Genomic DNA, 24,458 nt, shown 5'->3' on the forward strand with positions numbered 1-24,458 from the left:
ACCTCACGTTCTCGCGGCGGGGCGCCGTCGGTAGCGTGGACCGCATGGCGGAGCGGGCGCTCGGGTGGGGGGACGACGACGTCGCCGCGGCCCGGGAGAGGCTCGGGGCCGTCGTCGCGGAGCTGCCCGAGACGTCCGCCGAGGTCGACGTGTACGGCAACACCGGGTTCTTCACGCGCGGGAGCCGTTTCGCGTGGATCCTGCCCGACCACCACGCCGACGGTCGGCTGGCCCTGTGGTGCAAGGCCGACCGCCACGAGCAGCAGGCCGTCGTCGCACGCGATCCCGTCCGCTACTTCGTCGCCCCGTACATGGGGCGCTACGGCTGGATCGGCGCGCACCTCGACTCCGCCCACGATCCCGACTGGGACGCGCTGGCAGAGCTGATCGAGGAGGCCTGGCGCAGCGCAGCAACGAAGAAGGCGATCGCCACCTTCGACGCCTCCCACCGAGCCCCCTGACACCCCGCAACGTCCGCAGATCCGGTCGCCCCAGCGCGCGAATGTGCGGACGCAACGATCGGGAGCCCGCCGAACGCAGCAACGTCCGAGCAGATGTGGGCCGGAGGCCCCATCTGCTCGGACGTTGCTAAGGGGGCGTTGCGTCAGCGGCCCTGGTTGGCGACGGCCTTGATGGCCTCCGCGGCGGCCTCCGGGTCGAGGTACGTGCCGCCCGGGTTGGTGGGCCTCAGCGTCTCCTCGTCGAGCGTGTAGAGCAGCGGGATGCCGGTGGGGATGTTGATGCCGGCGATCGTGCTGCTGTCCACGTCGTCCAGGTGCTTGACCAGGGCGCGGATCGAGTTGCCGTGGGCCGCGACCAGCACGGTCTTGCCGGACTGCAGGTCGGGGATGATGTCCGACTCCCAGTACGGCAGCGCGCGCTCGAGCACGTTCGACAGGGCCTCCGCGCGCGGGATCGGCTCGCCCGCGTAGCGCGGGTCGCTGTCCTGCGAGAACTCCGAGCCCAGCTCGATGTCCGGCGGCGGGAAGTCGTACGAGCGGCGCCAGAGCATGAACTGCTCCTCGCCGTACTCGTCGAGCGTCTGCTTCTTGTCCTTGCCCTGCAGGGCTCCGTAGTGCCGCTCGTTCAGGCGCCAGGACCGCTTGACGGGGATCCAGTGGCGGTCGGCGGCGTCGAGCGCGAGGTTGGCCGTCGTGATCGCCCGGCGCAGCAGCGACGTGTGCACGACGTCGGGCAGCACGCCCGCGTCCGTGAGCAGCGTCCCGCCGCGCTGGGCCTCCGCGACGCCCTTCTCCGACAGGGGCACGTCGACCCAGCCGGTGAACAGGTTCTTGGCATTCCACTCGCTCTCGCCGTGGCGGAGCAACACGAGGGTGTAGGTCATGTGACTCATCCTGCCGCAGGCTCCCTCGGGCGTCCTGGGACGTCCGGCCCTCAGACGCGCGAAGCCCGGACCTCGCCCGCCACCGAGTACACCTTGAGCATCTGGTCGGCCGTGGTCTCCCAGCCGAACCGCTCGGCCACCTGCCGGGCACCCACCGCGTACCGCGCGCGGTCGTCCGACGAGGCCAGCACGTCGGCGATGACATCGGCCCACACTGCGGGGTCGTGCCCGCGGACCAGCCGGCCGGACACGTCGTGGTCGACGATCGTGCGCAGCCCGCCCACGCAGGCGGCGATCACGGGCACGCCGCTGGCCTGGGCCTCGGCGGCGACGAGCCCGAACGACTCGCTGCGCGACGGCATCGCGACGACGTCGGCCGCGTGGTACCAGCGCGCCAGGGCGTCGCGGTCCGCAGGCGGGTGCACGACCACGTCGTCGGTGACGCCCGTCATCGTGGCGAGTGCCTGGAGCTCGCGCACCGCGCTGGACCGCCCGGACGGGCCGCCGAGCACGACGAGCAGCGGGACCGGCCGACCGGTCGCCTTGAGCACCCCCAGGGCGCTGACCAGCACGTCCGGAGCCTTGAGCGCCTGCACGCGCCCTGCGAACAGGACGATCTGGCGGTCCTGCGGCAGCCCGAGCTCACGGCGCGCGGCACCCCGGTCGCCCGGGACGAAGCGGTCCAGGTCGACACCCGGCTCGACCACGTGCACGCGGGCGGGGTCGGCGCCGTACAGCTCGACCAGCTCCTCGGCCTCGACCGGGGTGCTGGCCACCAGCGCGTCGGCCTCGGCGACCACCTGCTCCTCGCCCACCACGCGCTGGCTCGGCTCGGCGGCGTCGCCGGGCGCCAGCGACGCGTTCTTCACGCGCGCGAGCGTGTGCGCGGTGTGCACGAGCGGGACCTCCCAGCGGTCCGCGGCGATCCAGCCCACCTGCCCCGACAGCCAGTAGTGCGAGTGCACGACGTCGTACCAGCCGGGCCGGCGCGCGGCCTCCCAGCGCAGGACGCCCGCGGCCATGCCGCACAGCACGCCGGGCAGGTCGTTCTTGTCCAGCCGCTCGAAGGGGCCCGCGGGGACGTGGTGGACCAGGATCGGCGGCGTCACGCCGGGCTCGACGTCCTGCGCCAGCAGGACGGCGCGGGCGTCGTCACCTTCCAGGACACGCCCGTCGGCGTCGGTGCCGGGCAGCAGCACCGTCTCGGCCTGGTCGGACGACGTGGCGCGCGTGAAGATCTCCACGCGCGCACCCCGGGCCGCCAGCGCGCGGGACAGCTCGAGCACGTACACGTTCATCCCACCGGCGTCGCCGGTCCCCGGCTGGTCCAGCGGGGACGTGTGCACCGAGAGCATGGCGACGCGCGGGGCGTGCTCGAGGGTCACGGGCGCTCCTGTTCGCGGACGGGTCTGCACCCATTCTCGCGCACGGGGGGCGCTGTCACCTCACGACTGTGCGGGAGCCTCCACGGCGTGCGCGCCCACTCGTAAAGCCGCTGAGCCCGGCGTGCTCGCGCGAGGCGTCATCTGACCACCAGCAGGCGCGGCGCGCCGATCCAGGGCACGTAGCTCGCGTCGCCCCCGTAGGTCACCACGACGAGCGACGTCTTGGTGCCGACGGGCAGCGTGACCACGGCCGTGCCGCGGGCGTCGAGCGTGGCCGAGCCCTTGCGCGACCCGTTGACCCAGACGTCCACCGACCCCGTCGGTGTCACCCCCGCGACGCCGGCCACCTGGACGTGCACCTGCTTGGCGTCCGTGCGCCGCACCGTCCAGTCGGTGCCATCCGTGCTGACAGACGGCAGCGTCCGGGTCACGGTCAGCGTCACGGGGGACGAGGTCGAGCCCAGCACCGGCGGGTCGGCCGCGGGCGCTCCGCCGTAGACCGCGGTGACGGTGTGCCGACCGCCCGGCAGGGTGGCCGGCAGCGGGACGCGGGCCGTGCCGTCGGCGCCGAGCGTCGCGGTGGCCACGGCGGTGCCGTCGACGAGCACCCGCACCGACCCGGTCACGGTTCCCCCGGGCGCGCGCACCGTCACGCGGGCCGTCGCCGGGTGCCCGACGACCGCGGAGGCCGACGACAGCGACAGGCTCGTGGTCGACGCGACGGGCTCGGCGGTCGAGACGCCGAGGACGTCGGCCAGCAGGTCGACCGCCCCGCTCGCGTCGCCGGACATCAGCGCGTGCTCGGCGTCGGCGGTCGTGCCGGCGTCGTCGGCACCCGACGCGTCCTGCGCCAGATCCCGCACGAGCGAGACGACGATCCCGGCCGCGGCCGCGGTGTCCCGGTCGGTGCCGTCGAGCGCCTTCGCGGCCTGGAACAGCAGCGGGACGGACTCGCCGGTCTTCGCGGGGTCGAGCGCCGAGCCGTCCCACACCGGGGCGTCGAGCACGGCCTGCACCGCGTCCTTGGCAGCGCCGGCGGGCAGGGTCGCGACGAGGGCCGTCAGCCGATCGCGCTGCGCGTCGGTGCGCAGGCCCCAGCCGTACGGGTACAGCGGCGCGTAGGTGTCGTCGCCGACGTTGACCGGAACCTGGTCGGCCGCGGCCGGCCAGCTGACAGGAAGGCGCCCGGTGAAGGGTCGGGCGCCGAACAGCACGTCCGCGACGCCCGCCCCCTCGGTGCCTGGCAGCCAGCTCGCCACGAGCGCGTCGATGGCGCCCAGCTTGTCGGTGACCAGCTGCGGGCGGCCCGAGACCACGAGCACGGCGCACGGCAGGGCGCCGCAGACGGTGTCGATCGCCGCGCGGTCCGCGGCGCTCAGGCTGAGGGACTTCCCGTTGTTGCCGACGTCGCCCTGACCTTCGGCGTACGGCGTCTCACCGACCACGACGACGCCCACCTGCGCGTCCCCGACCGGCGCCGACGCGTCCTTCGAGTACGTCACCGAGGCATCGGCCGCCTGGATGCCCTCGAGGATCGACGTGCCGGGCGTGATGTCGCCCGACGAGCCCTGCCACGAGATGGTCCAGCCGCCCGCCTGGTTGCCCAGGTCGTCCGCGTTGGAGCCGGCGACGTAGACCTTGGTGTCCGCCGCGAGCGGCAGCAGGTGGTCTGCGTTCTTCAGCAGCACCTGCGACTTCCCGGCGGCCTCGCGGGCCACGGCGCGGTGCTCGGCCGATCCGACGTCCGCCGCCAGCGTGCGGTCGGCGAGCGGGGCGTCGAACAGACCGAGCGCGAACTTCTGCGTGAGGATCCGGCGGACGGCGTCGTCGACCCGCGCCTGGCTCACGTCGCCGGAGGCCACCTTGTCGGTGATCGCCGTGATGAACGTCCCGAAGTTGTACGGCGCCATCGCCATGTCCAGGCCGGCGTTCACTGCGCGCGCCGCCTTGTCGGCGTACGTGCCGCCGGGCAGCTTGTCGATGCCCTCCCAGTCGCTGATGAGGAAGCCGTCGAACCCGAGCTCGCCCTTGAGCAGGTCCGTGTTCAGCGCCGCGTTCTCGTGCATGCGCACCGGCGCTCCCCCGGCGATCGACACCGCGGAGTACGACGGCATGATCGAGCCGACGCCGGCGTCGATCGCGGGGACGTACGGGTCGACGAACAGCTGCCGGAGCTGGTCCAGGCTGTCGACGTGCGTGATGCCCTGGTCGATCGGGTAGCCGGAGCCCGCGAGCGCCGGGTCGTACGTGGTGCCGCCGTCGCCCACCCAGTGCTTGGCGGTGGCCAGCACCTTGTCGGGACCGGACAGGTCGGCCTTGTCGGAACCCTGGAGGCCGACGATCGAGGCACCCGCCATCGCGGTCACGAGCGCCGGGTCCTCGCCGAACGACTCGTAGCTGCGGCCCCAGCGCTCGTCGCGCGTGACGCAGAGGCACGGCGCGAACGCCCACGTCGCACCGGTGGCGCGCACCTCCTGCGCGGTGGTCCTCTCGACCTGCTCCACCAGGTCGGCGTCGCGCGCGGCACCGAGTCCCTCGTTGTGCGGGAAGATCGTCGCGCCCACCACGTTGTTGTGGCCGTGCACGGCGTCGACGCCGTAGACGATCGGGATCTGCAGGCGGGTGGACAGCGCCTGGCGCTGGAACCCGTCGATCATGTCCGCCCAGCCGGCCGCGGTGTTCTGCGCCGGGACGGAGCCCCCGCCGGACAGCACGGAGCCGAGGCCGAGGTCGGCGATTTGCGCGGGCGACTGCAGGCCGAGCCGCTCGGCCTGGGTCATCTGACCGATCTTCTCCGCGAGCGTCATGCGGCCCAGCAGGTCGTCGACGCGCTCGTGCGTCGTCTTCGTCGGGTCGAGGTAGGCGGCGCCGACCGCGTTGAGGACGACCTTCGGGCTGGTGCCGACGGCGGCTCCCGTGGCGGTCAGCGACACCCCGATCGTGCGGGCGTCGTCGACCGCGGCCGTCGCGTGCGTGACCACGTCGAACGTCTGCGTGGCCCCCGAGGCCGTGCCGGCGGGGAACGTGAGCGTTCCGGAGAAGGCGTCATAGTGCGTGCCGGCCTCCGCGGTGCCCGCGGCGTTCGCGTAGGCCACGCTCGCGTCGGCGGTGAGGGGCTGACCGTCGGTCGTCGTGAGGACGACGGGGACGTGGGCCGTCTCGCCGGGGTCGACCAGGACGACGTCCTGCGCGGAGACGGTCGCGGTCGGCGCGGGGACCGCGGACCCGTACAGCTGCACATCGTCGACGGCCCAGCCGACCGATTCGGCGGTGCCGGGCACCATGGTCAGCGCGTAGCCCCACGAGCTCGTGAGGTCGAGCGTCCCGTTGCGGGTCGCCGCGTCGCCGGGCTGGTAGCCGCTGAGCGTGAACTGCGAGAACGGGATGTCGACCACGTTCCAGCGGCTGCCGTCGCTGGACCAGTTGTCCTTGAACGTCGCCGCCCACAGCTCGGAGTGCTCGCCGTCCGGCCCGCCGTCCTTGAGCTCGATCTTGATGTCACCGCCGGCCGTCGGGCTCGCCGGTCGCGTCGGCTGCGAGGCGTACCAGGCCAGCCGGATGCCGCGGAACGAGCTCCAGTCCTGCCCGGCGGCGAGGTTCTCGCTGAAGCCGCCGTACCCGCCCGACGGGATGAGGTAGTCGCCGGAGAGCACGTGGTTGCCCGCGGGCGCGCCGTCGCGGTCCTGCTGGGTGACGCCCAAGCTGACCAGGTCCGCGGCCGAGCCCCACGTGAAGATGCCGACCGTGCTGCCGGGCGCGGCGATGGGCACGTCGCCCTCGGCGTCCTCGATCGTGGTGACCCGGTCGTACAGGCCGAGGTCGTCGAACGTCCACGCACCCGCGCCGAGGTCGGTCAGCGTGACCGCGAAGCCCGTGCTGGCCGAGGGGTCGAAGCGGGCGTCGGAGGCCGGGTTGCCCTTGAGCCGCAGCTGCGAGAACGCGACGTTGATCTGGCGCCAGCCCGCGGTGTCGTCCGTGACGCTCCGCTCGAACAGCTGGCCGTTGCTCTTGAGCTCGTAGCGCAGCAGCCCGCCGCCGCCCGTGCCGAGGAACCAGAACGTGAAGCCGTCGTGCGCGGACCAGTCGGTGGCGGCGATGTCGTGCGTGAAGCCGAACCAGTCGCCGGCGGCGGGGGTGCCGCTGACGGTCGCGACGAGGCCGCTGCCCCCGCGGTCGACCGGCGCCGTGCTCAGCACCGGGGTCACCGGCGCGCTGATCCCCCACGTGGTGTAGCCGGCGGGGACGCCGGACTCGTAGTCGTCGAGGACGGTGACCGCGCCGACGTCGGGCAGGTCGCCGTGCGGCGTGATGGTCACGGTGCTGGTGGTGCGGCCGCCGAGCACGAGGCCGGTCGACGGCTCCGAGAGCGTCAGCTCGACCGTGTGCACCTGGCCGAGCGGGCCGTGGTCGACGGTCGGCACGGTCACGGTCACCTCGGTGGCGCCGGCCGGGAACGTGAGCAGCTGGTCGACCGCGGTGTAGTCCGTGCCCGCCACGCCCGTGCCGCCGGTCGACCGCACGCGGACGGTCGTGTCGGTCGCGGCGCCGGTGGCGAGGATGACCGGGACCGTGGCGTCGGTGCCCGCGGGGACGGTGGTGGCGCCGGTGGCGAAGGCCGTGGCGACCTGCGTCGGCGTCCCGTAGACCTCGAGCGAGAAGAGCGAGTATCCGTACCAGTGCAGCTGGGCGGGGTCCCACGTGAAGCTGGTGCGCTGGTTCATCTGGATACGCACGTAGCGGGCGTCCGTCGGCGTCAGGGTCAGGTCGTCGGTGCCGCCGTCGCCCGCGGTCTCCGTGTGCACCGTGGTCCAGGACGCCGGGTCGTCGGGCGCCGTCGTCGCCACCTGCACGTCGTACCCCGCCGCGAACGCCGCCTCCCACGCCAGCACGACGTGGTCGACGGAGGCCGTGGCGCCGAGGTCGACCTGCACCCAGGCCGTGAACGGCACGTCCGCGTCCGGGCCGTTGCCGCTGGCCCACCGGGTGGCCGGGTTGCCGTCGATCGCTGCGTCGGGCGGGAACGTGCCGTCGCCGTCGGACTGGAACACGTCCGCCGTGGCGGTGCCCGTGCGCGCGAGGTCGCCGGGTGCCGCCTGTGCGGGTGCGGCGAGGCCGACCAGCGCCAGCGGGACGACGAGCGCCAGCGCGGCGAGGCTCGCGGGAAGGTGGTTCAGGCGGTCGGCACGACGCACGGTCACTCCCTCGTGACGTGGCCGGGCCCCGTTGCGCAGCCACTGCCGCCGTCCTCGGGCCGGGCCTCGTCGCCCCGCCGACGCGTGCGGCTCCCGCCAGACAATCACAATGACTTACTGGTCGGTAAGTCGAGAAGATCACGATTCGGTAACGGGCTTTTCGGGTGTTCCGGACGGCGCTCCGAATCGCGTGGGGCGTCAGGCCGGTACGACGCAGGCGGCCGCCGGCAGGCCGAGCGTGGTCACGACGGACCCGTCTGCCGCCAGCACCGCGAGGTCGCCCGAGACCTGCTCGGCCACCACGGTCCAGCCGTCGACGACCTCGAAGTGCCGCGGCCAGGCACCCGGCAGGGCGTCGTCCGCCACCCGGTCCAGCAGGCCGTCGTCGCGAACCACGAACCGGGCGAGCACGTCGGACGTGCGGGTCCCGACGAGCACCCGGGTGCCGTCGCGGACGATGTGCGACGGCAGCGGGCGGCGGCCGGGCTCGCGCGCCGGCACGGCCGTCGCGGGCAGCGTCTGCACCAGGGTGCCGACGCCGCCCTCCCACGCCAGCACGCGGACCGTCACGTCGAGCTCGCCGACGACGTACGCGAACCGGCCGTCGGCGCTGAACACCAGGTGGCGCGGGCCCGTGCCGGCGGGGAGCGTCGCGGCGATCCCGTCCTCGACCAGCCGGCCGGCCTCGCGGCGGTAGCGGCGGATCTCGTCGGTGCCCAGGTCGACCACCAGGACGAACGCACCGCCGGGTGCGTGCGCGACGAAGTGCGCGTGCGGCGCGGTCTGGCGGTCCTCGTCGGGACCCGAGCCCGCATGTCCGTGGACCTGCTCCGGCCCGCCCGCGGCGAATCCGCCGTCCGCGTCGAGCGGGAGCACGCTGAGCGCGCCCGAGGAGTAGTTCGCGACGAGCAGCGCGCCGGCGTCGAGGTCGAGCAGCAGGTGGCACGGGTCCTCGCCGCCCGACGGGACGGTCGCGCGGTGCACCAACGCGTCGCCGACGACGTCGAACGCGGTGATCGTGCCCTCGGTCTGCTCGTTCGCGGCATAGAGCACCCGGCCGCTCGGGTGCAGCGCGAGGAAGCTCGGTGACGGCGTCTCGGCCACCTGCCGCGCGGCGCTCAGCGACCCGGTCGCGGGGTCGAGGTCGACCCGCCAGATCCCCTCCCCCAGCCCGACGGGCGTGCCGGCCCCGGCCACGGGGTAGGTGCCGATCCACAGGGCTGTCTGCTGCGCGCTCACGGTCAGGGAGCCTACGACGAGGGCGCTCGACCGCTGCCGAGTGTCCGCAGGATCGAGCGTCCCGACGACCGGATGTGCGGACGTTGCGGGGCTAGCGGTGGGTGCGGAGCCACTCCGCCGGGTCGACCAGGACCGTGGCCAGGACGGCGAGGGCGCCGCCGGTCATCGCCGGGTACTGGCCCGCGCGGGCCGGCGACACGCGCAGCGGGGACCACGGCGCGAAGATCACGAGCTCGTCGAGCCGGGCGGACACCTCGTCGTGCACGTAGCCGAACAGCTGACCGAAGCTGCCGCCGAGCACCACCTCGCCGACGTCGACGACGTTGGCGACGGACGCCAGCGCGACGCCGAGGGCGCGGGCGGCCTGCGCAACAGCCGCCTGCGCGCGGTCGTCGCCTGCCGYGAGCGCGTCCAGCAGCGCATCGAGCCGGGCGGTCGGCGGCAGGCCGGCCGCGCGGAGCATCGCGTCCTGGCCCGCCAGGGCCTCGAGGCTGCCGTCGGAGGCGCGCGGGCCGCGGGAGGCGTCCACGACGACGTGCCCGATCTCGCCGCTCCAGCCGTGCCGGCCGGGGAACAGGTCGCCGTCGAGCACGAGCGCGCCGCCGATGCCGACCTCGCCGGAGACGTACGCGAAGCTGGGTGAGCCGCCGCGGGCGCGCGCCTCCGCGCGGGCCGCCAGGTTGGCCTCGTTGCCGACGCGCGGGGGCAGGTCCGCCAGGACCGGGTGCGCGGAGACGCGCGCGACGACGTCGACGTCGCGCCAGCCGAGCTTGGGCGCGACGCGCAGCGGCCCCGTGATGCGGTCGACGAGCCCGGGCAGCGCGAGCGCCGTCCCCGCGACGCGGACGCCGCCGGCGCGCAGCTGCTCGACCACGGCGGCCGCGAGCGCCGCCAGCCGGTCCAGCACGTCCGCGGCGTCGGCCCCGCGCAGGTCGTCGAGCTCGACGTGCTCGGCCAGGACGTCGCCCGCCAGGTCGATCGCGCGGACGCCCAGGTAGTCGACGTTGACCTCCATGCCCACGCCGGCGACGGTCCCCCGGGCGGGCGCCAGCGGGACGGCGGGACGGCCGGCGCGCTGGGTCGGGGTGGGCTCGAGCTCGCGCACCAGGCGCGCCTCGATCAGCTGGTCGACCAGGCCCGAGACGGTCGCGCGCGCCAGCCCCTCGGACGCCGCGAGCTGCGCGCGGGACGGCGGCTCGCCGGCCTCGACGATCCCCCGCAGGGCGACACCAAGGTTCTGGTCGCGCATCTGCGCCTGCCGGGCGACCCGGGTGGGGTCGCGGGGCTCGGGCGTCGGCATGGCTTGACCCTACCGGCCGGACGGGATAAATTCATCCGGCAAACTAAACTCGACGTAACTCGATGAGGAGACGCGTGATGGCAGCGCAGCCCACCCGTGCAGACAAGTTCTCGTTCGGCCTCTGGACGGTCGGCTGGAACGCCCAGGACCAGTTCGGCTCGGCCTCTCGGCCGTGGCTCGACCCGGTCGAGTCGGTCCACAAGCTCGCCGAGCTCGGCGCGGCCCACGTGACGTTCCACGACGACGACGTCGTTCCCTTCGGCTCCGACGTCGCGGAGCGCGACCGCATCCTCGCCCGCTTCAAGGGCGCCCTCGACGAGACCGGCATCACCGTCGAGATGGTCACCACCAACACGTTCAGCCACCCGATCTTCAAGGACGGCGCGTTCACGTCGAACGACCGCCGCGTGCGCCGCTACGGCCTGCGCAAGGTGGTCCGCAACGTCGACCTGGCCGCCGAGCTGGGCGCCGACACGTTCGTCATGTGGGGCGGCCGCGAGGGCGCCGAGTACGACTCGGCCAAGGACCTCAACGCCGCGCACGACCGGTACGCCGAGGGCATCGACACCGTCGCCGCCTACATCAAGGAGAAGGGCTACGGCCTGCGCATCGCGCTCGAGCCCAAGCCGAACGAGCCCCGCGGCGACATCCTGCTGCCGACGATCGGCCACGCGATCGCGCTCATCGACCGGCTGGAGCACGCCGACATCGTCGGCCTCAACCCCGAGGTCGGCCACGAGCAGATGGCGGGCCTCAACTACACGCAGGGCATCGCCCTCGCGCTGTGGGCGGGCAAGCTCTTCCACATCGACCTCAACGGCCAGAAGTCGATCAAGTACGACCAGGACCTGGTGTTCGGGCACGGCGACCTGTTCTCCGCGTTCGCCACGGTCGACCTGCTCGAGAACGGCTTCCCCTCGGGCGGCCCGACCTACGACGGTCCGCGCCACTTCGACTACAAGCCGTCGCGCACCGAGGACTTCCAGGGTGTCTGGGACTCGGCCGCCGCCAACATGTCCACGTACCTCCTGCTCAAGGAGCGGGCCCAGGCGTTCCGCGCCGACCCCGAGGTGCAGGCGGCGTTCGAGGAGTCGGGCGTGCTCGAGCTCTCGCAGCCGACGCTGGCCGAGGGCGAGACCCTGGCCGACCTGATCGCGGACCGGTCCGCCTACGAGGACCTCGACGTCGAGGCCGTCGCCGAGCGCGGCTTCGGCTTCGTCCGCCTCAACCAGCTGGCCCTCGAGCACGCGCTCGGCGCCCGCTGACCTATCCCCACCCCGCAACGTCCGAGCAATCGGGGGTCCTGACCCTCACTTGCTCGGACGTTGCGCCACACTCATTCCTTGCGTCCGAGCAGAGGGAGCCCAGGGGCCCCCGATGCTCGGACGTTGCGGGTTCTTCTGGAGGTAGCTCATGGCTCTCGTGGCCGGTATCGACTCGTCCACGCAGTCCTGCAAGGTCGTCGTGCGCGATGCCGACACCGGGGCGCTCGTGCGCTCCGGGCGGGCCTCGCACCCCGACGGCACCGAGGTCGCGCCCTCGTCCTGGTGGGACGCGCTGCAGAGCGCGATCGTCAGCGCGGGCGGCCTCGACGACGTGGCCGCGATCTCCGTCGGCGGGCAGCAGCACGGCATGGTCGCGCTGGACTCGCGCGGCGAGGTGGTCCGCGACGCGCTGCTGTGGAACGACACCCGCTCGGCGCCGGCCGCGCTCGACCTCATCGACGAGCTGGGCGGGCCGCAGGCGTGGGCCGACGCCGTCGGCAGCGTGCCGGTCGCCTCGCTGACCGTGACCAAGCTGCGTTGGCTGCGCGACGCGGAGCCCGACAACGCGGCGCGGGTGGCGGCCGTCGCCCTCCCCCACGACTGGCTCACCTGGCGCCTGGCGGGGTCGACGAGCATCGACGCGCTGACCACCGACCGGTCGGACGCCTCCGGCACCGGCTACTGGTCCCCCGCGACCGAGGACTACCGGCCCGACCTCCTGCGCCTGGCCCTGGGTCACGACGCCGTCGTCCCGCGCGTGCTCGGTCCGTCCGAGGCCGGGCCGTCCACCCCCTCGGGCGCCGTCCTGGGCCCCGGCGCCGGCGACAACGCCGCCGCCGCGCTCGCGCTGGACCTCCAGCCCGGCGACGTCGCCGTCTCCATCGGCACGTCCGGCGTCGTCTCCGCGATCGCGGCCACGGCCACGGCCGACGGCTCGGGTCTGGTGACCGGGTTCGCCGACGCCACGGGCGCCTTCCTGCCGCTCGCGTGCACCCTGAACGCCTCGCGCGTGCTGGACGCGGCGGCGCGGATGCTCGGCGTCGACCACGCGGGCCTGTCGGCGCTCGCCCTGTCCGCCCCCGCGGGCGCGGACGGACTCGTCCTCGTGCCCTACCTCGAGGGCGAGCGGACCCCCAACAAGCCCGACGCCACGGGCGCCCTGCACGGCCTGCGGCTGGCCAACACGACGCCGGCGCACCTGGCGCGCGCGGCGGTCGAGGGGATGCTGTGCGCGCTCGCCGACGGCATCGACGCGCTGCGGGACCAGGGCGTCGCCGTCGAGCGGCTGTTCCTCATCGGCGGCGGGGCGCAGTCCGAGGCGGTACGCGCGATCGCCCCGTCGGTGCTCGGCCTCGAGGTGCGCGTCCCGACGCCCGGCGAGTACGTGGCCGACGGAGCCGCCCGGCAGGCCGCCTGGGTGCTCTCTGGCGCCGCGACCCCGCCGTCGTGGAGCGCCGCCGGCGAGGCGGCCGTGTTCACCGGGGCCCCGGTGCCCCTGGTGCGCGAGCAGTACGCGGCCGTCCGGGAGCTCACCGGGGTGCGCCCGGCCTGACACCGGACATGACGAGAGCCCGGCACGGGTGTGCCGGGCTCTCGTGTGCGTGCTGGGGTCAGTGCGCCGCGTCGTACGCGGACTTGACCTCCGCCGAGATGCGCCCGCGCTCGGACACGTGGTGCCCGTGCTCCTTGGCCCACTCGCGGATCGCCTGGGCGTCGCCCGACGACGAACGCCGTCCCCGGACCGCCGTCGACCTCGTCGTCGTGCGTCCGCCGACCTTGCGCGCGTGGCCGACCCACTGAGCGAACGCGTCGCGCAGCTCGCCCGCGTGCGCGGACGTCAGGTCGATCTCATAGGTGACGCCGTCGAGACCAAAAGTCACGGTCTCGTCTGCAGTTCCGCCGTCGATGTCGTCGACCAGCAGGACCTGGACCTTCTGTGCCATTGCTCGCTCCGTATGGCAGATGAACGAAAATGCTGTCCCGTTCACTATCGCATCGGCGCAATAAGGCGTCAATCGGACGGAGTGGATTCCCCATTAATGATGCGGGCTTCTGCCGCGCGTTCGGCGGCGTCCATTCTGGCCATTGCCTGCCGTTCCGTGCGGTCGGCATTCACCAGCGCGCGGATGGCGAACCAGAACAGCAGGCCGACGCCGATCGACGGAAGGAGCGCCGCCAGCGCCGTGAGCAGGGGGTTCATGAGTTCTGCGGCTTCACCAGCGGGAACAGGATGGTCTCGCGGATACCCAGTCCCGTGAGCGCCATGAGAAGTCGGTCGATCCCGAGACCGAGCCCACCCGCCGGCGGCAACGCGTACTCGACGGCAGTGAGAAAGTCCTCATCGACGCGCATCGCCTCGTCGTCGCCCGCGGCCGCCAGCAACGCCTGCGCCTCGAAGCGCTTCCGCTGGATCACCGGGTCGACGAGCTCGGAATATGCAGTGGCGAGCTCGACGCCGCGCACATAGAGATCCCACTTCTCGACGACACCCGGGATCGCGCGGTGATCGCGCGTGAGCGGGCTCGTCTCCACCGGGAAATCGCGCACAAATGTTGGCTCGAACAAGTGATCGCCGACGCGGTCCTCCCACAGCAGCTCGACCAGCTTGCCGTGGCTCACGCGCTTCGGGTCGTACTCGACCTCGAGCCGGGCGGCGAGCGCCTTGAGCTCCTCCAGCGAGGTCTCGGGCGTGATCTCCTGGCCCAGCGACTCGGACAGCGACCCGTACATGGTCAGCTCGGCCCACTCGCCGCCGAGCTCGTACTCCTGGCCGTCGGGAAGCGTGACGACCGTGGTGCCGAGGACGTCCTTGGCGGCCGTCTGCACGAGGTCCCGGGTCAGGGCGGCCATCGTGTCGTAGTCGCCGTAGGACTCGTACGCCTCGAGCATCGCGAACTCCGGGGAGTGCGTGGAGTCCGCGCCCTCGTTGCGGAAGTTGCGGTTGATCTCGAAGACACGCTCGATACCGCCGACGAGCGCCCGCTTGAGGAACAGCTCCGGGGCGATCCGCATGTACAGGTCGATGTCGAAGGCGTTCATGTGCGTGACGAACGGCCGCGCGGTGGCGCCCCCGGGCTGCGTCTGCAGCATCGGCGTCTCGATCTCGATGAACTCGCGGCGGTGGAAGTTGTCGCGCAGCGACCGCATGAGCGCGGGCCGCTGGCGAGCGGTCTCGCGTGCGGCCGGGCGCACGATGAGGTCGACGTACCGCTGCCGGACGCGCGCCTCCTCGGAGAGCTCGGCGCCGTCGAAGAGGTTGGGCAGCGGGCGCAGGGACTTGGCGGCGATCTGCCACTCGTCGGCGAGCACCGACAGCTCGCCGCGGCGCGAGCTGATCACGCGGCCGTGCACGAAGAGGTGGTCGCCCAGGTCGACGTCCGTCTTGAACGCGGCGAGCCGCTCCGGCCCGACGGCGTCCAGGCTGAACATCGCCTGCAGCCGGTTGCCCTCGCCGTCCTGCAGCGTGGCGAAGCAGAGCTTCCCGCCGATGCGGACGAACACCACGCGACCGGCGACGCCGACCTCGTCGTCCGTCTCCTGGCCCGCCTCGAGGTCCTGGTGCTCCGCGCGGACCTGCGCGATCGTGTGGGTGCGCGGCACCCCGACCGGGTAGGCCTCGACGCCGGCCGCCAGCAGCCGCTCCCGCTTCTCGCGGCGGACCCGGATCTGCTCGGGGGCGTCGTCGGGTGCAGGGGTGCTCTGGGGCGTCTCGCTCACCGGACGATCTTACCGGCGGGTCCCTGTGCGCCCGGGCCGCGAGCGGTGCCTGCTGCGTCACGCAGGCCGCAGCGGCTCGAGGTCGAGCGCCAGGTCCAGGATCGGCGACGAGTGCGTGAGGCCGCCCACGGACAGGTAGTCGACCCCCGTGGAGGCCACCTCCCGCGCGCGGTCGAGCGTGAGGTTGCCGGTCGCCTCGAGCTCGACGCCGTCGTCGACCGCGCGCACCGCCGCGACCACCTGCGCCAGCAGCGGCGTCGGCATGTTGTCGAGCAGCAGGAACCGCGCGCCCGCCGCGACGGCCTCGAGGGCCTGGTCCAGGGTGTCCGCCTCGACCTGGATGGTGACGTCGGGGAACCGCGCGCGGACCGCCGCGACCGCCGCCGACACCGACCCCGCCGCAACCACGTGGTTGTCCTTGACCATCGCCACGTCGTACAGGCCCATGCGCTTGTTCGTGCCGCCGCCGCAGCGCACCGCGTACTTCTCCAGCGCGCGCAGGCCCGGGGTCGTCTTGCGGGTGTCCAGGACCTGCGCGCCCGTGCCGTCGAGGGCGTCGGCCCAGCGGCGGGTGTGGGTGGCGACGCCCGACGCTCGCGAGGCGAGGTTGAGCAGCGTGCGCTCGGCGACGAGCAGGACCTGCACCGGGCCGCGCAGCACGGCGAGCACGTCGCCTCGCGCGACCCGCGAGCCGTCGGGCACCCGCTGGTCCACCGACGGCACGGGCAGCCCGAGCCGCGCGGCGACCTGGCCGACGACCGCCGGCACGACGACCAGGCCGGCGACGACGCCGTCCTGCCGCGCGACCAGGTCCGCGGCGCCGAGCGCGTCGGGCGCGATGGTCGACTGCGTGGTCACGTCCCGCCCGGGGGCCGGGCCGAGGTCCTCGTTGAGGGCGGTCGCCACCGTTCGGGCGATCCACGCGGGGTCCAGTCCAGGCTCGATCACGCGGTCACGCTAGCCGACGGTCAGCCGATCGGTGCACGGCGCGTGACGAGGTGGCCCTCGGCGTCGAGCGAGGCCTCCAGCCGCACGCGCCACGACGGCTCGGTGCGGGGGAAGTCGCTGCGCGCGTGACCCCCGCGGCTCTCCTCGCGCTCGAGCGCGGTGGCGGTCAGCACCGTCGCCACCTGGTGCACGTTCGTCGTCTCCCACTCCGCCACCTGGGGAGCGGCCAGCCGGCGGCCCTCGTCGGTGCGCAGGTGCGCGTCGGTGGGCACGGCGGCCAGCGCGGTCGCCGCGCGACGCAGCCCGTCGCCGGAGCGCAGGGGGCCCGGGCCCTCCGACGCGATCCGCTGCACGCGGGCCCGCGAGGCGGCGGCGACCAGCGCCTCGTCGCCGGGGCGGACGACCGGCCCGAGCGGCGTGAGCGCCCCCGCCGCGACCTGCGCGGCGATGTGCCGGGCCGCGCGCGTGGCGAACACCAGGCCCTCGAGCAGCGAGTTCGACGCGAGCCGGTTGGCGCCGTGCACTCCGGTGCACGCCACCTCCCCCACCGCGTAGAGGCCGGCCAGGCTGGTGCGCCCGACCAGATCCGTGGCGACGCCGCCCGAGTGGTAGTGCTGCGCGGGAGCGACGGGGACCAAGTCGGTGGTCATGTCGATGCCGTGCTCGAGCAGCCGCTCGTTGATGGTCGGGAACCGTCGGCGCAGGAAGTCGGCGCCCAGGTGCCGGGCGTCCAGCCACACGTGGTCGGACCCGGTCTCCGCCATGCGGCGCACGATCGCGTGCGCGACCACGTCCCGGGGGGCCAGCTCCGCCATCGGGTGCACGTCCGGCATGAACCGCACGCCGTCCGTGTCCAGCAGCAGCGCGCCCTCGCCGCGCACGGCCTCCGACACGAGGGTCAGCTGGCCCTTCACGCCCGAACCCAGCCACAGCACGGTCGGGTGGAACTGCACGAACTCCACGTCACCGAGCGTCGCGCCCGCGCGCAGGGCGGCCGCGATCCCGTCTCCGGTGGCCTGCGCGGGGTTGGTGGACGACCGGAAGACCTGGCCGATGCCGCCGGTGGCCAGGACGACCGCACGGCCCAGCGCGGCGCCGACGCCGTCGCGCTGCCCCTCGCCGATCACGTGCAGCGTCACGCCGCAGGCCCGTCCGGGTCGGCCGTCCGGACCCGGCGGGCCGGTGAGGACGTCGAGCACGAGCGCGTGCTCGATGACCTCGATGCCCGGGTCGTCGCGGACGGCCTCGATCTGCGCGACGAGCGCGCGGGAGATCTCCGCGCCCGTGGCGTCGCCGCCCGCGTGCGCGATCCGGTCCGCGTGGTGGCCGCCCTCGCGGGTCAGCGAGATCGACCCGTCGGGGGCGGTGTCGAAGACCGCGCCGCGGGCGACCAGCTCGCGCACGCGCGCCGGACCCTCGGTGACCAGCACCTCGACCGCGCGGGGGTCGCAGAGCCCGGCGCCGGCCACGAGCGTGTCCTGCAGGTGCGCGGACGGCGAGTCGGACGGGTCCAGCGCCGCGGCGATGCCGCCCTGCGCCCAGACCGTCGACCCCGACGCGAGCGTGTCCTTGGTGACCAGCAGGACGCGCGGCACGCGGGTGCGCAGCTCCAGCGCGGCGGTGAGGCCGGCGATGCCCGACCCGACGACGACCGCATCCGCCTCGACGATCCACCCGGGCTCGGGCGCGGCGAGCCGCGTGGCCAGCCGGGTGCTGGTCGTGGGCGAGGCGCTCGCGACCGCCGTCACCGGCGGGCCGTCGCGAACCGGATGCCGCTGGGTTCTAGGTCGTCCCAGCCGTCGGGGACCTGCCCGGGGTCGTCCCCGAGGTCGGCGATGCGGTTGTCGGCGTCGACCAGCACGACGCGGGGCTCGTAGGCACGGGCCTCGGCGTCGGCGAGCTGTCCGTAGGCGATGAGGATGACCACGTCGCCGGGGTGCACCAGGTGGGCGGCCGCACCGTTGATGCAGACCTGGCCCGCGCCGCGCTCGCCCGGGATCGCGTACGTGGTCAGCCGCGCGCCGGTGGTGACGTCGACGACGTCCACCTGCTGCCCGGGCAGGATGTCCGCGGCCTCCAGCAGGTCGAGGTCGACCGTGACCGACCCGACGTAGTGCAGGTCCGCCTGCGTCACCGTCGCGCGGTGGATCTTGCCGGTCATCATCGTGCGGGTCAGCGTGGTCACGCGCGCACCTCCACCATCGCGTTGTCGATGAGCCGCGTCGTGCCGAGGTTCGCCGCGACGAGCAGCAGGGCCTCGCCGACGAAGCCGGCCGGGACCTCCGCGAACGTCTCCGGGTCCACGAGCGCGACGTAGTCGACGTCGACGTCCGCCAGCTCCCGGCGGGCGGAGGTCCGGATCTCGTCGGCGCTGCCCGTGGCCCGCACCGCGCGCGACAGCGCGAGCGCGCGGCGGCGCTCGTCGTCGCTCAGATAGGCGTTGCGGCTGGACAGCGCGATGCCGTCGTCGTCGCGCACGATCGGCGCCGCCACGACCGTCACCGGCACGTCGAGGTCGCGGACCATCCGGCGCACGGCGGCCAGCTGCTGAGCATCCTTGGCGCCGAACAGGGCGACCTCGGGCCGCGTGAGGTGCATGAGCTTGAGCACGACCGTGAGCACGCCGTCGAGGTGGCCCGGCCGGCTGGCACCCTCCAGCACGTCCCCGATCGCCCCCGCGCTCACGCGCACGATCGGGTCGCCGTCGGGGTAGACGACCTCGGGACCCGGCGCGAAGACGATGTCGTCGGGACCCAGCAGGCCCGGGCCGGACAGCAGTGCGACGTCGCGCTCGAGGTCGCGGGGGTACTTGGCGAGGTCCTCGGTCGGCGCGAACTGCAGCGGGTTGACGAAGATCGTCACGACGACCGCGTCGGCCAGCTCACGGGCGCGCGCCACCAGCGACAGGTGCCCGGCGTGCAACGCACCCATGGTCATGACGACCGCGCGGCGGTACGGCCGCGCCGTGTGGGCGGTACCCCGCTGGCCCTCGGTGCGCGGCACCGCCTGCACGTCCTGCACCGCGAGCGCCGCGGCCAGGGCGCCGCGCGTGTGCACCAGCGTCGGCGTCGTCGTCTGCGTCGTCATTCGTCGTCCTCCTGCGGGTCCGGCCCGTCGTCCACCTGCAACGTCCCGGCGTCCTCGTTGATGCCGTCGAGCAGCTCCTGCGCCGCCGCCGGGCCGATCAGCCCCGCCGCCAGCGCACGTCCCGTCGCCGAGCGCGCCAGGGCACGGTATCCCGCGACGACATCGACCGCGCCCGTGGAGGCGGCGAACGTGGTGAGGGCCACACCGTGCTCGCGGACCGTGCCGGCGTCGCCCCGGCGCACCGGGCCGGTCAGGGCGGTGATCGCGCCCGCGCCCCCAGCGGACTCCGCGCGCAGCGCGCCGTCGAGCGCGGCCTCGAGGAGCGGGCCGAGCATGCGACCCGGGTCCGCGACGCCCGCCGCCGCGAGCGCCTGCGCGGCCTGCGCGACCAGCACCACGAGGTGGTTCGCGCCGTGCGCCAGGGCCGCGTGGTAGAGCGCGCGGGACTCCTCCGCCAGCACGACCGGCTCGCCACCGACCTCGACCACCAGGGCCTGGCCGATGGGCAGCACCGGCCCCGGAGCGGTGACCGCGAACGAGCAGCCGACCAGCCGGGACAGGTCCAGCGACGTGCCCGTGAACGTCATCGCGGGGTGCAGGGCCAGCGGGATCACGCCGGCCGCGCGTGCGGGCCCGAGCACGTCGACGCCGAACCGCCCCGACGTGTGCACCACGATCTGCCCCACCTGCCAGGCGCCCACGTCCGCCAGCCCGCGGACCAGGCCCGGCAGCGCGTCGTCCGGGACCGTGAGGAGCACGAGCTCCGCGCGGCGGACGACCTCCGGGATGTCCAGCACCGGGACCCCGGGCAGCAGCGCCGACGCGCGCTCGCGGGACGCCTCCGAGATGGCGGACACCGCGACCACCGGGTGGCCCGCCGCGCGCAGGGCGCTGCCCAGCACCGCCCCGACCCGTCCCGTGCCGATCACGCCGACCCCGAGCCGGCCCGGGCGGGATGCCGGGTCCGCTGGGGTCACGAGCCCGGTCCGACCGGTGGCGCCGGCACGCCGGGCTCCGGCGTCGGCGCACCGACGGCCCGCATCCACTGCTCGGGCGTCGCGGTGGCGCGCGCGTTCCGGGCCCGCTCCGCCTGCTCGTCGAGGAGCGCGGCCGCCACGCCCGCGTCGAGGTGCTCCACGCGCGGGGCCACCGGTCCGGGTGTCGAGTGCAGCACGAACGACGCGAGCCCGAGCCGTCGCTGCACGGGACCCTGCGCGAGGCCCAGCGACTGCGTGCGCTCGTGCGGCACGACGTCGACGCTGCGCCAGAAGCGGCCCGACCGGGTCACCAGCGCCCGCTCGGTGACCTTCACGCCGTGCCGCCGCCAGCCGACGGGGTCGACCCACCGGGCCCTGCGGGGCGCGGCCGTGAAGCCGCCGTCGGCGTCCCGGCCCGACAGGGCGGCGTCGATCAGGCCTGCGGGGTCGTCGACGCCCAGGTCGGGCAGCACGAGCCACAGCGCCGTCAGGGCGTCGCTCCGCGTGGCGACCGGGTGCAGCACGGTGTCCCGCTGCTGCTGGTCGCCCTGGCCGTAGCCCGCCACATTGATCTCGACGCGCCACCAGTCCGGGCCGCGCCACAGCGGGCCCTGCCGCAGCCGGATCGCCTGGACGCGACCCGGCGGCACCGTCTGGGTCCGGGCCTCCGTGAGTCCGTGCCGCAGGCGGATCCCGTCGGGCGAGATCGCCGCGCGGAAGTTGGCGCCCTGGTTGATCCGGCTCCACACGAACGTGATGCCAGCGAACAGCGGGGCGAGCAGCACGAACGCCGCGCTGATGTCCCGGGACACGATGCCCAGCGTGATCGCGCCCGCCACGAGCAGCAGCAGCCCCGGCACCACGCCGGAGCGCAGGGTGGCCGCGACGAGCCGCCCCATCGGCAGCTCGTACACCTGCCGCTCGGGGGCGACCTCGAACGCCGGCGGCGCCGCGGGGACCGCCTGCGCGTCTTCCACGACAGGCGCCGCCGCCGCCGGACGCTGGAGCCCGGCCGCCAGCGCCAGCAGCTCCGCGCGCAGCGCCTCCGCCTCGGCCTCCCGCAGGAACGCCAGCGACACCGCCGACCCGCTGCCCCCGGCGACCTCGAGCTTGAGCTCCGCGAGCCCGACCAGCCGGGCGAGCAGCGGCTGCACGACATCGACGGCCTGCAGCCGGTCGAGGCGCGCCTGGCGCTGCTGGCGGAAGAGGATGCCGGTGCGCAGGTGGACGGCCTCGTCGGTGACCGCGAACCGCGTGACCCGCCACGCGACCGCGGAGTAGGCGAACCCGATGAGCCCGACCAGGATGATCGACCCGATGAGCGCCAGGAACGCGGTCCCGTGCATGAGGTCGATCGCCTGCTTGAGGTTCTCGCCGATCTGGAACCAGCCGATGGCCAGCACCGCGACGAGCACCTTCCAGCCCTTGAGCGCCGGCGTGACCGGGTGCATCCGACGCCACCCGGTGACGTCCTCGTCGCGCTCGGTCTCCACGTCCGGTGAGCTGGTCACAGCCCCGCCAGCCGCGCCTCGCCCCGCGACGCCATCCGGTCGCGCAGGCGCGCGGCCTCGTGGGGCGGAAGGCCGTCGATCGACGCGCTCGTCGCCGGCGACGCGGTGTGCAGCTGCACCGAGGCGATCTGGAAGCGCCGGGCCAGCGGCCCCGCGTTGACGTCGACGTACTGCATGCGGCCGTAGGGCACGACCACGAGCGAGCGGAACATGATGCCGCGCCGCACCAGCAGGTCGTCCGCGCGCTCGGCGTAGGCCATCGCCCGCACCTGGCGCGGCACCAACCAGACGATCCACAGGATGAACAGCACGACGACGGCCGGGAACACCCACAACCAGGCGTCGCCGACGAGCACCGCGAGCAGGACGGTCAGGACGAGGATCGGGGTCTGCACGATGGCCGTCGTCGTGAGCCGCGCGCCGATCAGCCGACGCGACACCGGGGTCCAGGTGACGTCGGCGGGATCGAACGGCTCGCGAGTGCCGGGGACGGCGTCGGAGGTCATGGATCCATCCTCCCACCCGCTCACGGGGCGCTCGGGTCCGCTGCGGGCCGCTCGCTGGCGGCGTCGGCACCCGCCTCGGGCGGCGGCACGCGGCAGAACCACTCCACCACCAGACCCACCACCGCGAGCACCACGGCACCGCCCGCCGCCACGCCCGCGGCGGCGGCCCGTCCCCCGTTGCCCGGCACGTCCAGGTCGGTGACCAGGGTCAGCACCTGCCCGCCGTACCAGCCGGCCAGGAGCGCGCCCGTGTAGCACGACGCCTTGGCGAGCACCGCCGTGCGGGCCGCGCGGATCGGGTCGAGCGTGGGCCGCTTGCCGTGCAGGAACTGCCGCACGGCCCAGCCCATGGAGAACACGACGGCGGCGATGAGCAGCTCCACCACGACCACGAGCCACGGCACGGACGGCAGCATGCCGCCGCGGCCCGCGACGGCGCGCAGCACGATCCACGTGACCGCGGCGCCGGCGGCGGCGATCAGCAGCAGCGTCTGCCAGCGGGTGCGGTGGATCACGCGTCCTGGGCCTCCGGCCGCCCGGTCTGGACCGCACCCGTGTCGTTGCCGGCCGGGATCGGAGCGGTCAGCCAGTCGAGCGCGAGCCACCGGACGCCCTCACGGTCCGGCGCCGTCGCGGCCAGCGCGCCGACCGGACCGCCGCCGAGGCCCGGCAGCACGGCGTGCGGGTCCAGCTGCGCCCACGGCTGCAGCACGAACGCGCGCTCGTGGGCCCGCGGGTGCGGCAGCTCGAGGTCGTCGGTCACGGCGAGGACCGAGCCGTACAGCACGATGTCGATGTCCAGGGTCCGCGGCCCCCAGTGCTCCTGCCGCTCGCGGCCGTGGGCCTGCTCGATGGCCTGGGTGGCGCGCAGCAGCTCCCGTGCGGCGAGCGTGGTCGTCGCGAGCACCACGGCGTTGAGGTAGTCCGGGGACTGCTCCGGGCCACCGACGGCGGCGGTCCGGGCCAGCGGCGAGACCTCCTGGACCTCGATCCCCGGGGTCCCGGCCAGGTCGGTGACCGCCTGGCGCAGCGTCTCCTGCGCGGGACCCAGGTTGGCGCCGAGCGCGAGGACGATCTGGACCGGCTGGTCGGGGACCTGGTCCAGGACGTCGACGACCACCTCGCCGGTCACCGCCGGCTCCTCCGGCGCGTACGGGGCTAGCTCGGTCGAGGCGTCGGGACCCTCCACCGACAGCGCCCCGGGTGCGGGCGGGCCGGTCGGCACCGCCGCCGCCGCGACGACGGCCCCGCCGGGCGCCGGCGTCACGGGGAACGTCGCGGTCGCGGTGGGCGCGGACCGGGAGGTCGGCTCCGTGACCGGGCGCGGCAGGTACGGCTCCGCGGCGGGGAGCTTGGACCGGTCGCGGTGGATGGCGACCACCACGTCGCCGAAGGGGACGGTGATGGGCGCGTTCGGCTTGTGCACGGCGACGTCGACCGCCTGCACGATGCCCGAGGCCAGCACGGTCGCCGCGATGCGCTCGGCGACGGTCTCGATGAGGTCCACCGGCTCGCCCGAGAGCACGGCGGCCACCTGCTCGGCCAGCTCGCCGTAGTGCAGGGTGTGCGCGAGGTCGTCCCGGGCGGCGGCCCGACGGGTGTCCAGGTAGACCACGACGTCCGCGACGAACGTCTGCCCCTCCCGGCGCTCGTGCTCGAACACCCCGTGGTAGCCCATCGCGGTGATGCCMGTCAGCCTGATCTGGTCGAGCCGGCGCCCGCTGGCGTCCAGCGCGCCCTGCCGGCTCTCGTCGTCCGTCGTCACCGCGTGCTCCCTCCGGTTCTCGCGTCCTCGTCCACGGCCAGCTCGTCCTCGTCGGCACCGTCGAGGCCGGCGTCCCCGTGCGCACCCTCCCACGCCGCGGCGACACGCACGGCGTCCGCCGAGCCGGGCACCTCGTGCACCCGCACGCACCAGGCCCCCGCGGCCGCGGCCAGCGCGGTCACCGCCGCGGTCGCGCGGTCCCGCGCGAGCGGCGGCGCGGG

Annotated in this window: 20 protein-coding genes and 1 pseudogene; 3 read left to right on the top strand and 18 right to left on the bottom strand. The window is 74.4% G+C overall.

Annotated features, from left to right (window positions below):
* The first annotated feature begins 44 nt into the window (after positions 1-44).
* The gene (locus tag AC1DYZ_RS17860; protein ID WP_477066462.1) at positions 45-461 is read left to right on the top strand and encodes an MmcQ/YjbR family DNA-binding protein; all 417 of its coding nucleotides are present in this window, start codon (positions 45-47) and stop codon (positions 459-461) included.
* Between the two features lie 143 nt (positions 462-604).
* On the opposite strand, the gene AC1DYZ_RS17865 is transcribed toward AC1DYZ_RS17860, so the two are convergent.
* The 5 genes from AC1DYZ_RS17865 to AC1DYZ_RS17885 all read right to left on the bottom strand — a co-directional run bounded on the left by AC1DYZ_RS17865 (position 605) and on the right by AC1DYZ_RS17885 (position 10,461).
* The gene (locus AC1DYZ_RS17865; protein WP_477066463.1) at positions 605-1,345 is read right to left on the bottom strand and encodes a phosphoglyceromutase; all 741 of its coding nucleotides are present in this window, start codon (positions 1,343-1,345) and stop codon (positions 605-607) included.
* A 50-nt stretch (positions 1,346-1,395) separates the two neighbouring features.
* Positions 1,396-2,730: a glycosyltransferase gene (locus AC1DYZ_RS17870; protein ID WP_477066464.1), complete on the bottom strand. Its 1,335-nt coding sequence runs from the start codon at positions 2,728-2,730 to the stop codon at positions 1,396-1,398.
* Positions 2,731-2,867: 137 nt separating this feature from the next.
* Entirely contained in the window at positions 2,868-7,922 is a 5,055-nt protein-coding gene (locus tag AC1DYZ_RS17875) for a glycoside hydrolase family 3 N-terminal domain-containing protein (protein WP_477066465.1), read from the bottom strand.
* Between the two features lie 198 nt (positions 7,923-8,120).
* Positions 8,121-9,161, bottom strand: a complete 1,041-nt coding sequence (locus AC1DYZ_RS17880; RefSeq protein WP_477066466.1) for a lactonase family protein — start codon at positions 9,159-9,161, stop codon at positions 8,121-8,123.
* Between the two features lie 91 nt (positions 9,162-9,252).
* A complete protein-coding gene (locus tag AC1DYZ_RS17885) occupies positions 9,253-10,461 on the bottom strand; it encodes an ROK family protein (protein ID WP_477066467.1) in 1,209 nt (402 codons plus the stop codon).
* A 77-nt stretch (positions 10,462-10,538) separates the two neighbouring features.
* On the opposite strand from AC1DYZ_RS17885, the gene xylA reads away from it, so the two are divergent.
* Both xylA and xylB read left to right on the top strand, forming a co-directional pair.
* Positions 10,539-11,726, top strand: a complete 1,188-nt coding sequence (gene xylA / locus AC1DYZ_RS17890; protein WP_477066468.1) for a xylose isomerase — start codon at positions 10,539-10,541, stop codon at positions 11,724-11,726.
* Positions 11,727-11,874: 148 nt separating this feature from the next.
* Positions 11,875-13,278 carry a xylulokinase gene (gene xylB, locus AC1DYZ_RS17895; protein WP_477066469.1) on the top strand — a complete coding sequence of 468 codons (1,404 nt, stop codon included), beginning with the start codon at positions 11,875-11,877 and terminating at the stop codon, positions 13,276-13,278.
* 58 nt (positions 13,279-13,336) lie between these two features.
* Here the strand turns inward: xylB and AC1DYZ_RS17900 are convergent, their stop codons facing one another.
* The 13 genes and pseudogenes from AC1DYZ_RS17900 to AC1DYZ_RS17960 all read right to left on the bottom strand — a co-directional run.
* The gene (locus AC1DYZ_RS17900; RefSeq protein ID WP_456825425.1) at positions 13,337-13,669 is read right to left on the bottom strand and encodes a histone-like nucleoid-structuring protein Lsr2; all 333 of its coding nucleotides are present in this window, start codon (positions 13,667-13,669) and stop codon (positions 13,337-13,339) included.
* A gap of 68 nt (positions 13,670-13,737) precedes the next feature.
* On the bottom strand, positions 13,738-13,926 hold the full coding sequence (locus AC1DYZ_RS17905; protein ID WP_477066470.1) for a hypothetical protein: 189 nt from the start codon (positions 13,924-13,926) through the stop codon (positions 13,738-13,740).
* Positions 13,923-15,443: a lysine--tRNA ligase gene (gene lysS / locus AC1DYZ_RS17910; protein WP_477066471.1), complete on the bottom strand. Its 1,521-nt coding sequence runs from the start codon at positions 15,441-15,443 to the stop codon at positions 13,923-13,925. Before lysS ends, AC1DYZ_RS17905 begins: the two co-directional genes overlap by 4 nt.
* 57 nt (positions 15,444-15,500) lie before the next feature.
* Complete coding sequence (nadC, locus tag AC1DYZ_RS17915) at positions 15,501-16,388, bottom strand: carboxylating nicotinate-nucleotide diphosphorylase (protein WP_477066480.1); 888 nt, start codon at positions 16,386-16,388, stop codon at positions 15,501-15,503.
* Positions 16,389-16,411: 23 nt separating this feature from the next.
* Positions 16,412-18,139, bottom strand: coding sequence for an L-aspartate oxidase (locus tag AC1DYZ_RS17920; protein ID WP_477066472.1), 1,728 nt, complete (start codon positions 18,137-18,139; stop codon positions 16,412-16,414).
* Complete coding sequence (panD, locus tag AC1DYZ_RS17925) at positions 18,136-18,576, bottom strand: aspartate 1-decarboxylase (RefSeq protein ID WP_477066473.1); 441 nt, start codon at positions 18,574-18,576, stop codon at positions 18,136-18,138. The genes AC1DYZ_RS17920 and panD overlap by 4 nt, the downstream gene beginning before the upstream one ends.
* Positions 18,573-19,478 carry a pantoate--beta-alanine ligase gene (panC, locus tag AC1DYZ_RS17930; protein WP_477066474.1) on the bottom strand — a complete coding sequence of 302 codons (906 nt, stop codon included), beginning with the start codon at positions 19,476-19,478 and terminating at the stop codon, positions 18,573-18,575. Before panC ends, panD begins: the two co-directional genes overlap by 4 nt.
* Positions 19,475-20,455 (bottom strand): Rossmann-like and DUF2520 domain-containing protein, encoded by a 981-nt coding sequence (locus tag AC1DYZ_RS17935; protein ID WP_477066475.1) that lies wholly within the window; start codon positions 20,453-20,455, stop codon positions 19,475-19,477. Before AC1DYZ_RS17935 ends, panC begins: the two co-directional genes overlap by 4 nt.
* Entirely contained in the window at positions 20,452-21,966 is a 1,515-nt protein-coding gene (locus tag AC1DYZ_RS17940; RefSeq protein ID WP_477066476.1) for a PH domain-containing protein, read from the bottom strand. The genes AC1DYZ_RS17935 and AC1DYZ_RS17940 overlap by 4 nt, the downstream gene beginning before the upstream one ends.
* Positions 21,963-22,472 carry a PH domain-containing protein gene (locus AC1DYZ_RS17945; RefSeq protein ID WP_477066477.1) on the bottom strand — a complete coding sequence of 170 codons (510 nt, stop codon included), beginning with the start codon at positions 22,470-22,472 and terminating at the stop codon, positions 21,963-21,965. Before AC1DYZ_RS17945 ends, AC1DYZ_RS17940 begins: the two co-directional genes overlap by 4 nt.
* Positions 22,473-22,492: 20 nt before the next feature.
* A complete protein-coding gene (locus AC1DYZ_RS17950) occupies positions 22,493-22,987 on the bottom strand; it encodes a DUF3180 domain-containing protein (protein WP_477066478.1) in 495 nt (164 codons plus the stop codon).
* Positions 22,984-24,237 carry a 2-amino-4-hydroxy-6-hydroxymethyldihydropteridine diphosphokinase gene (gene folK, locus AC1DYZ_RS17955; protein WP_477066479.1) on the bottom strand — a complete coding sequence of 418 codons (1,254 nt, stop codon included), beginning with the start codon at positions 24,235-24,237 and terminating at the stop codon, positions 22,984-22,986. Before folK ends, AC1DYZ_RS17950 begins: the two co-directional genes overlap by 4 nt.
* A pseudogene (locus AC1DYZ_RS17960) lies at positions 24,234-24,458 on the bottom strand (dihydropteroate synthase); the annotation flags it as partial. The gene folK and the pseudogene AC1DYZ_RS17960, both read right to left, overlap by 4 nt.

Source organism: Cellulomonas sp. P1_C4 (assembly GCF_056406355.1).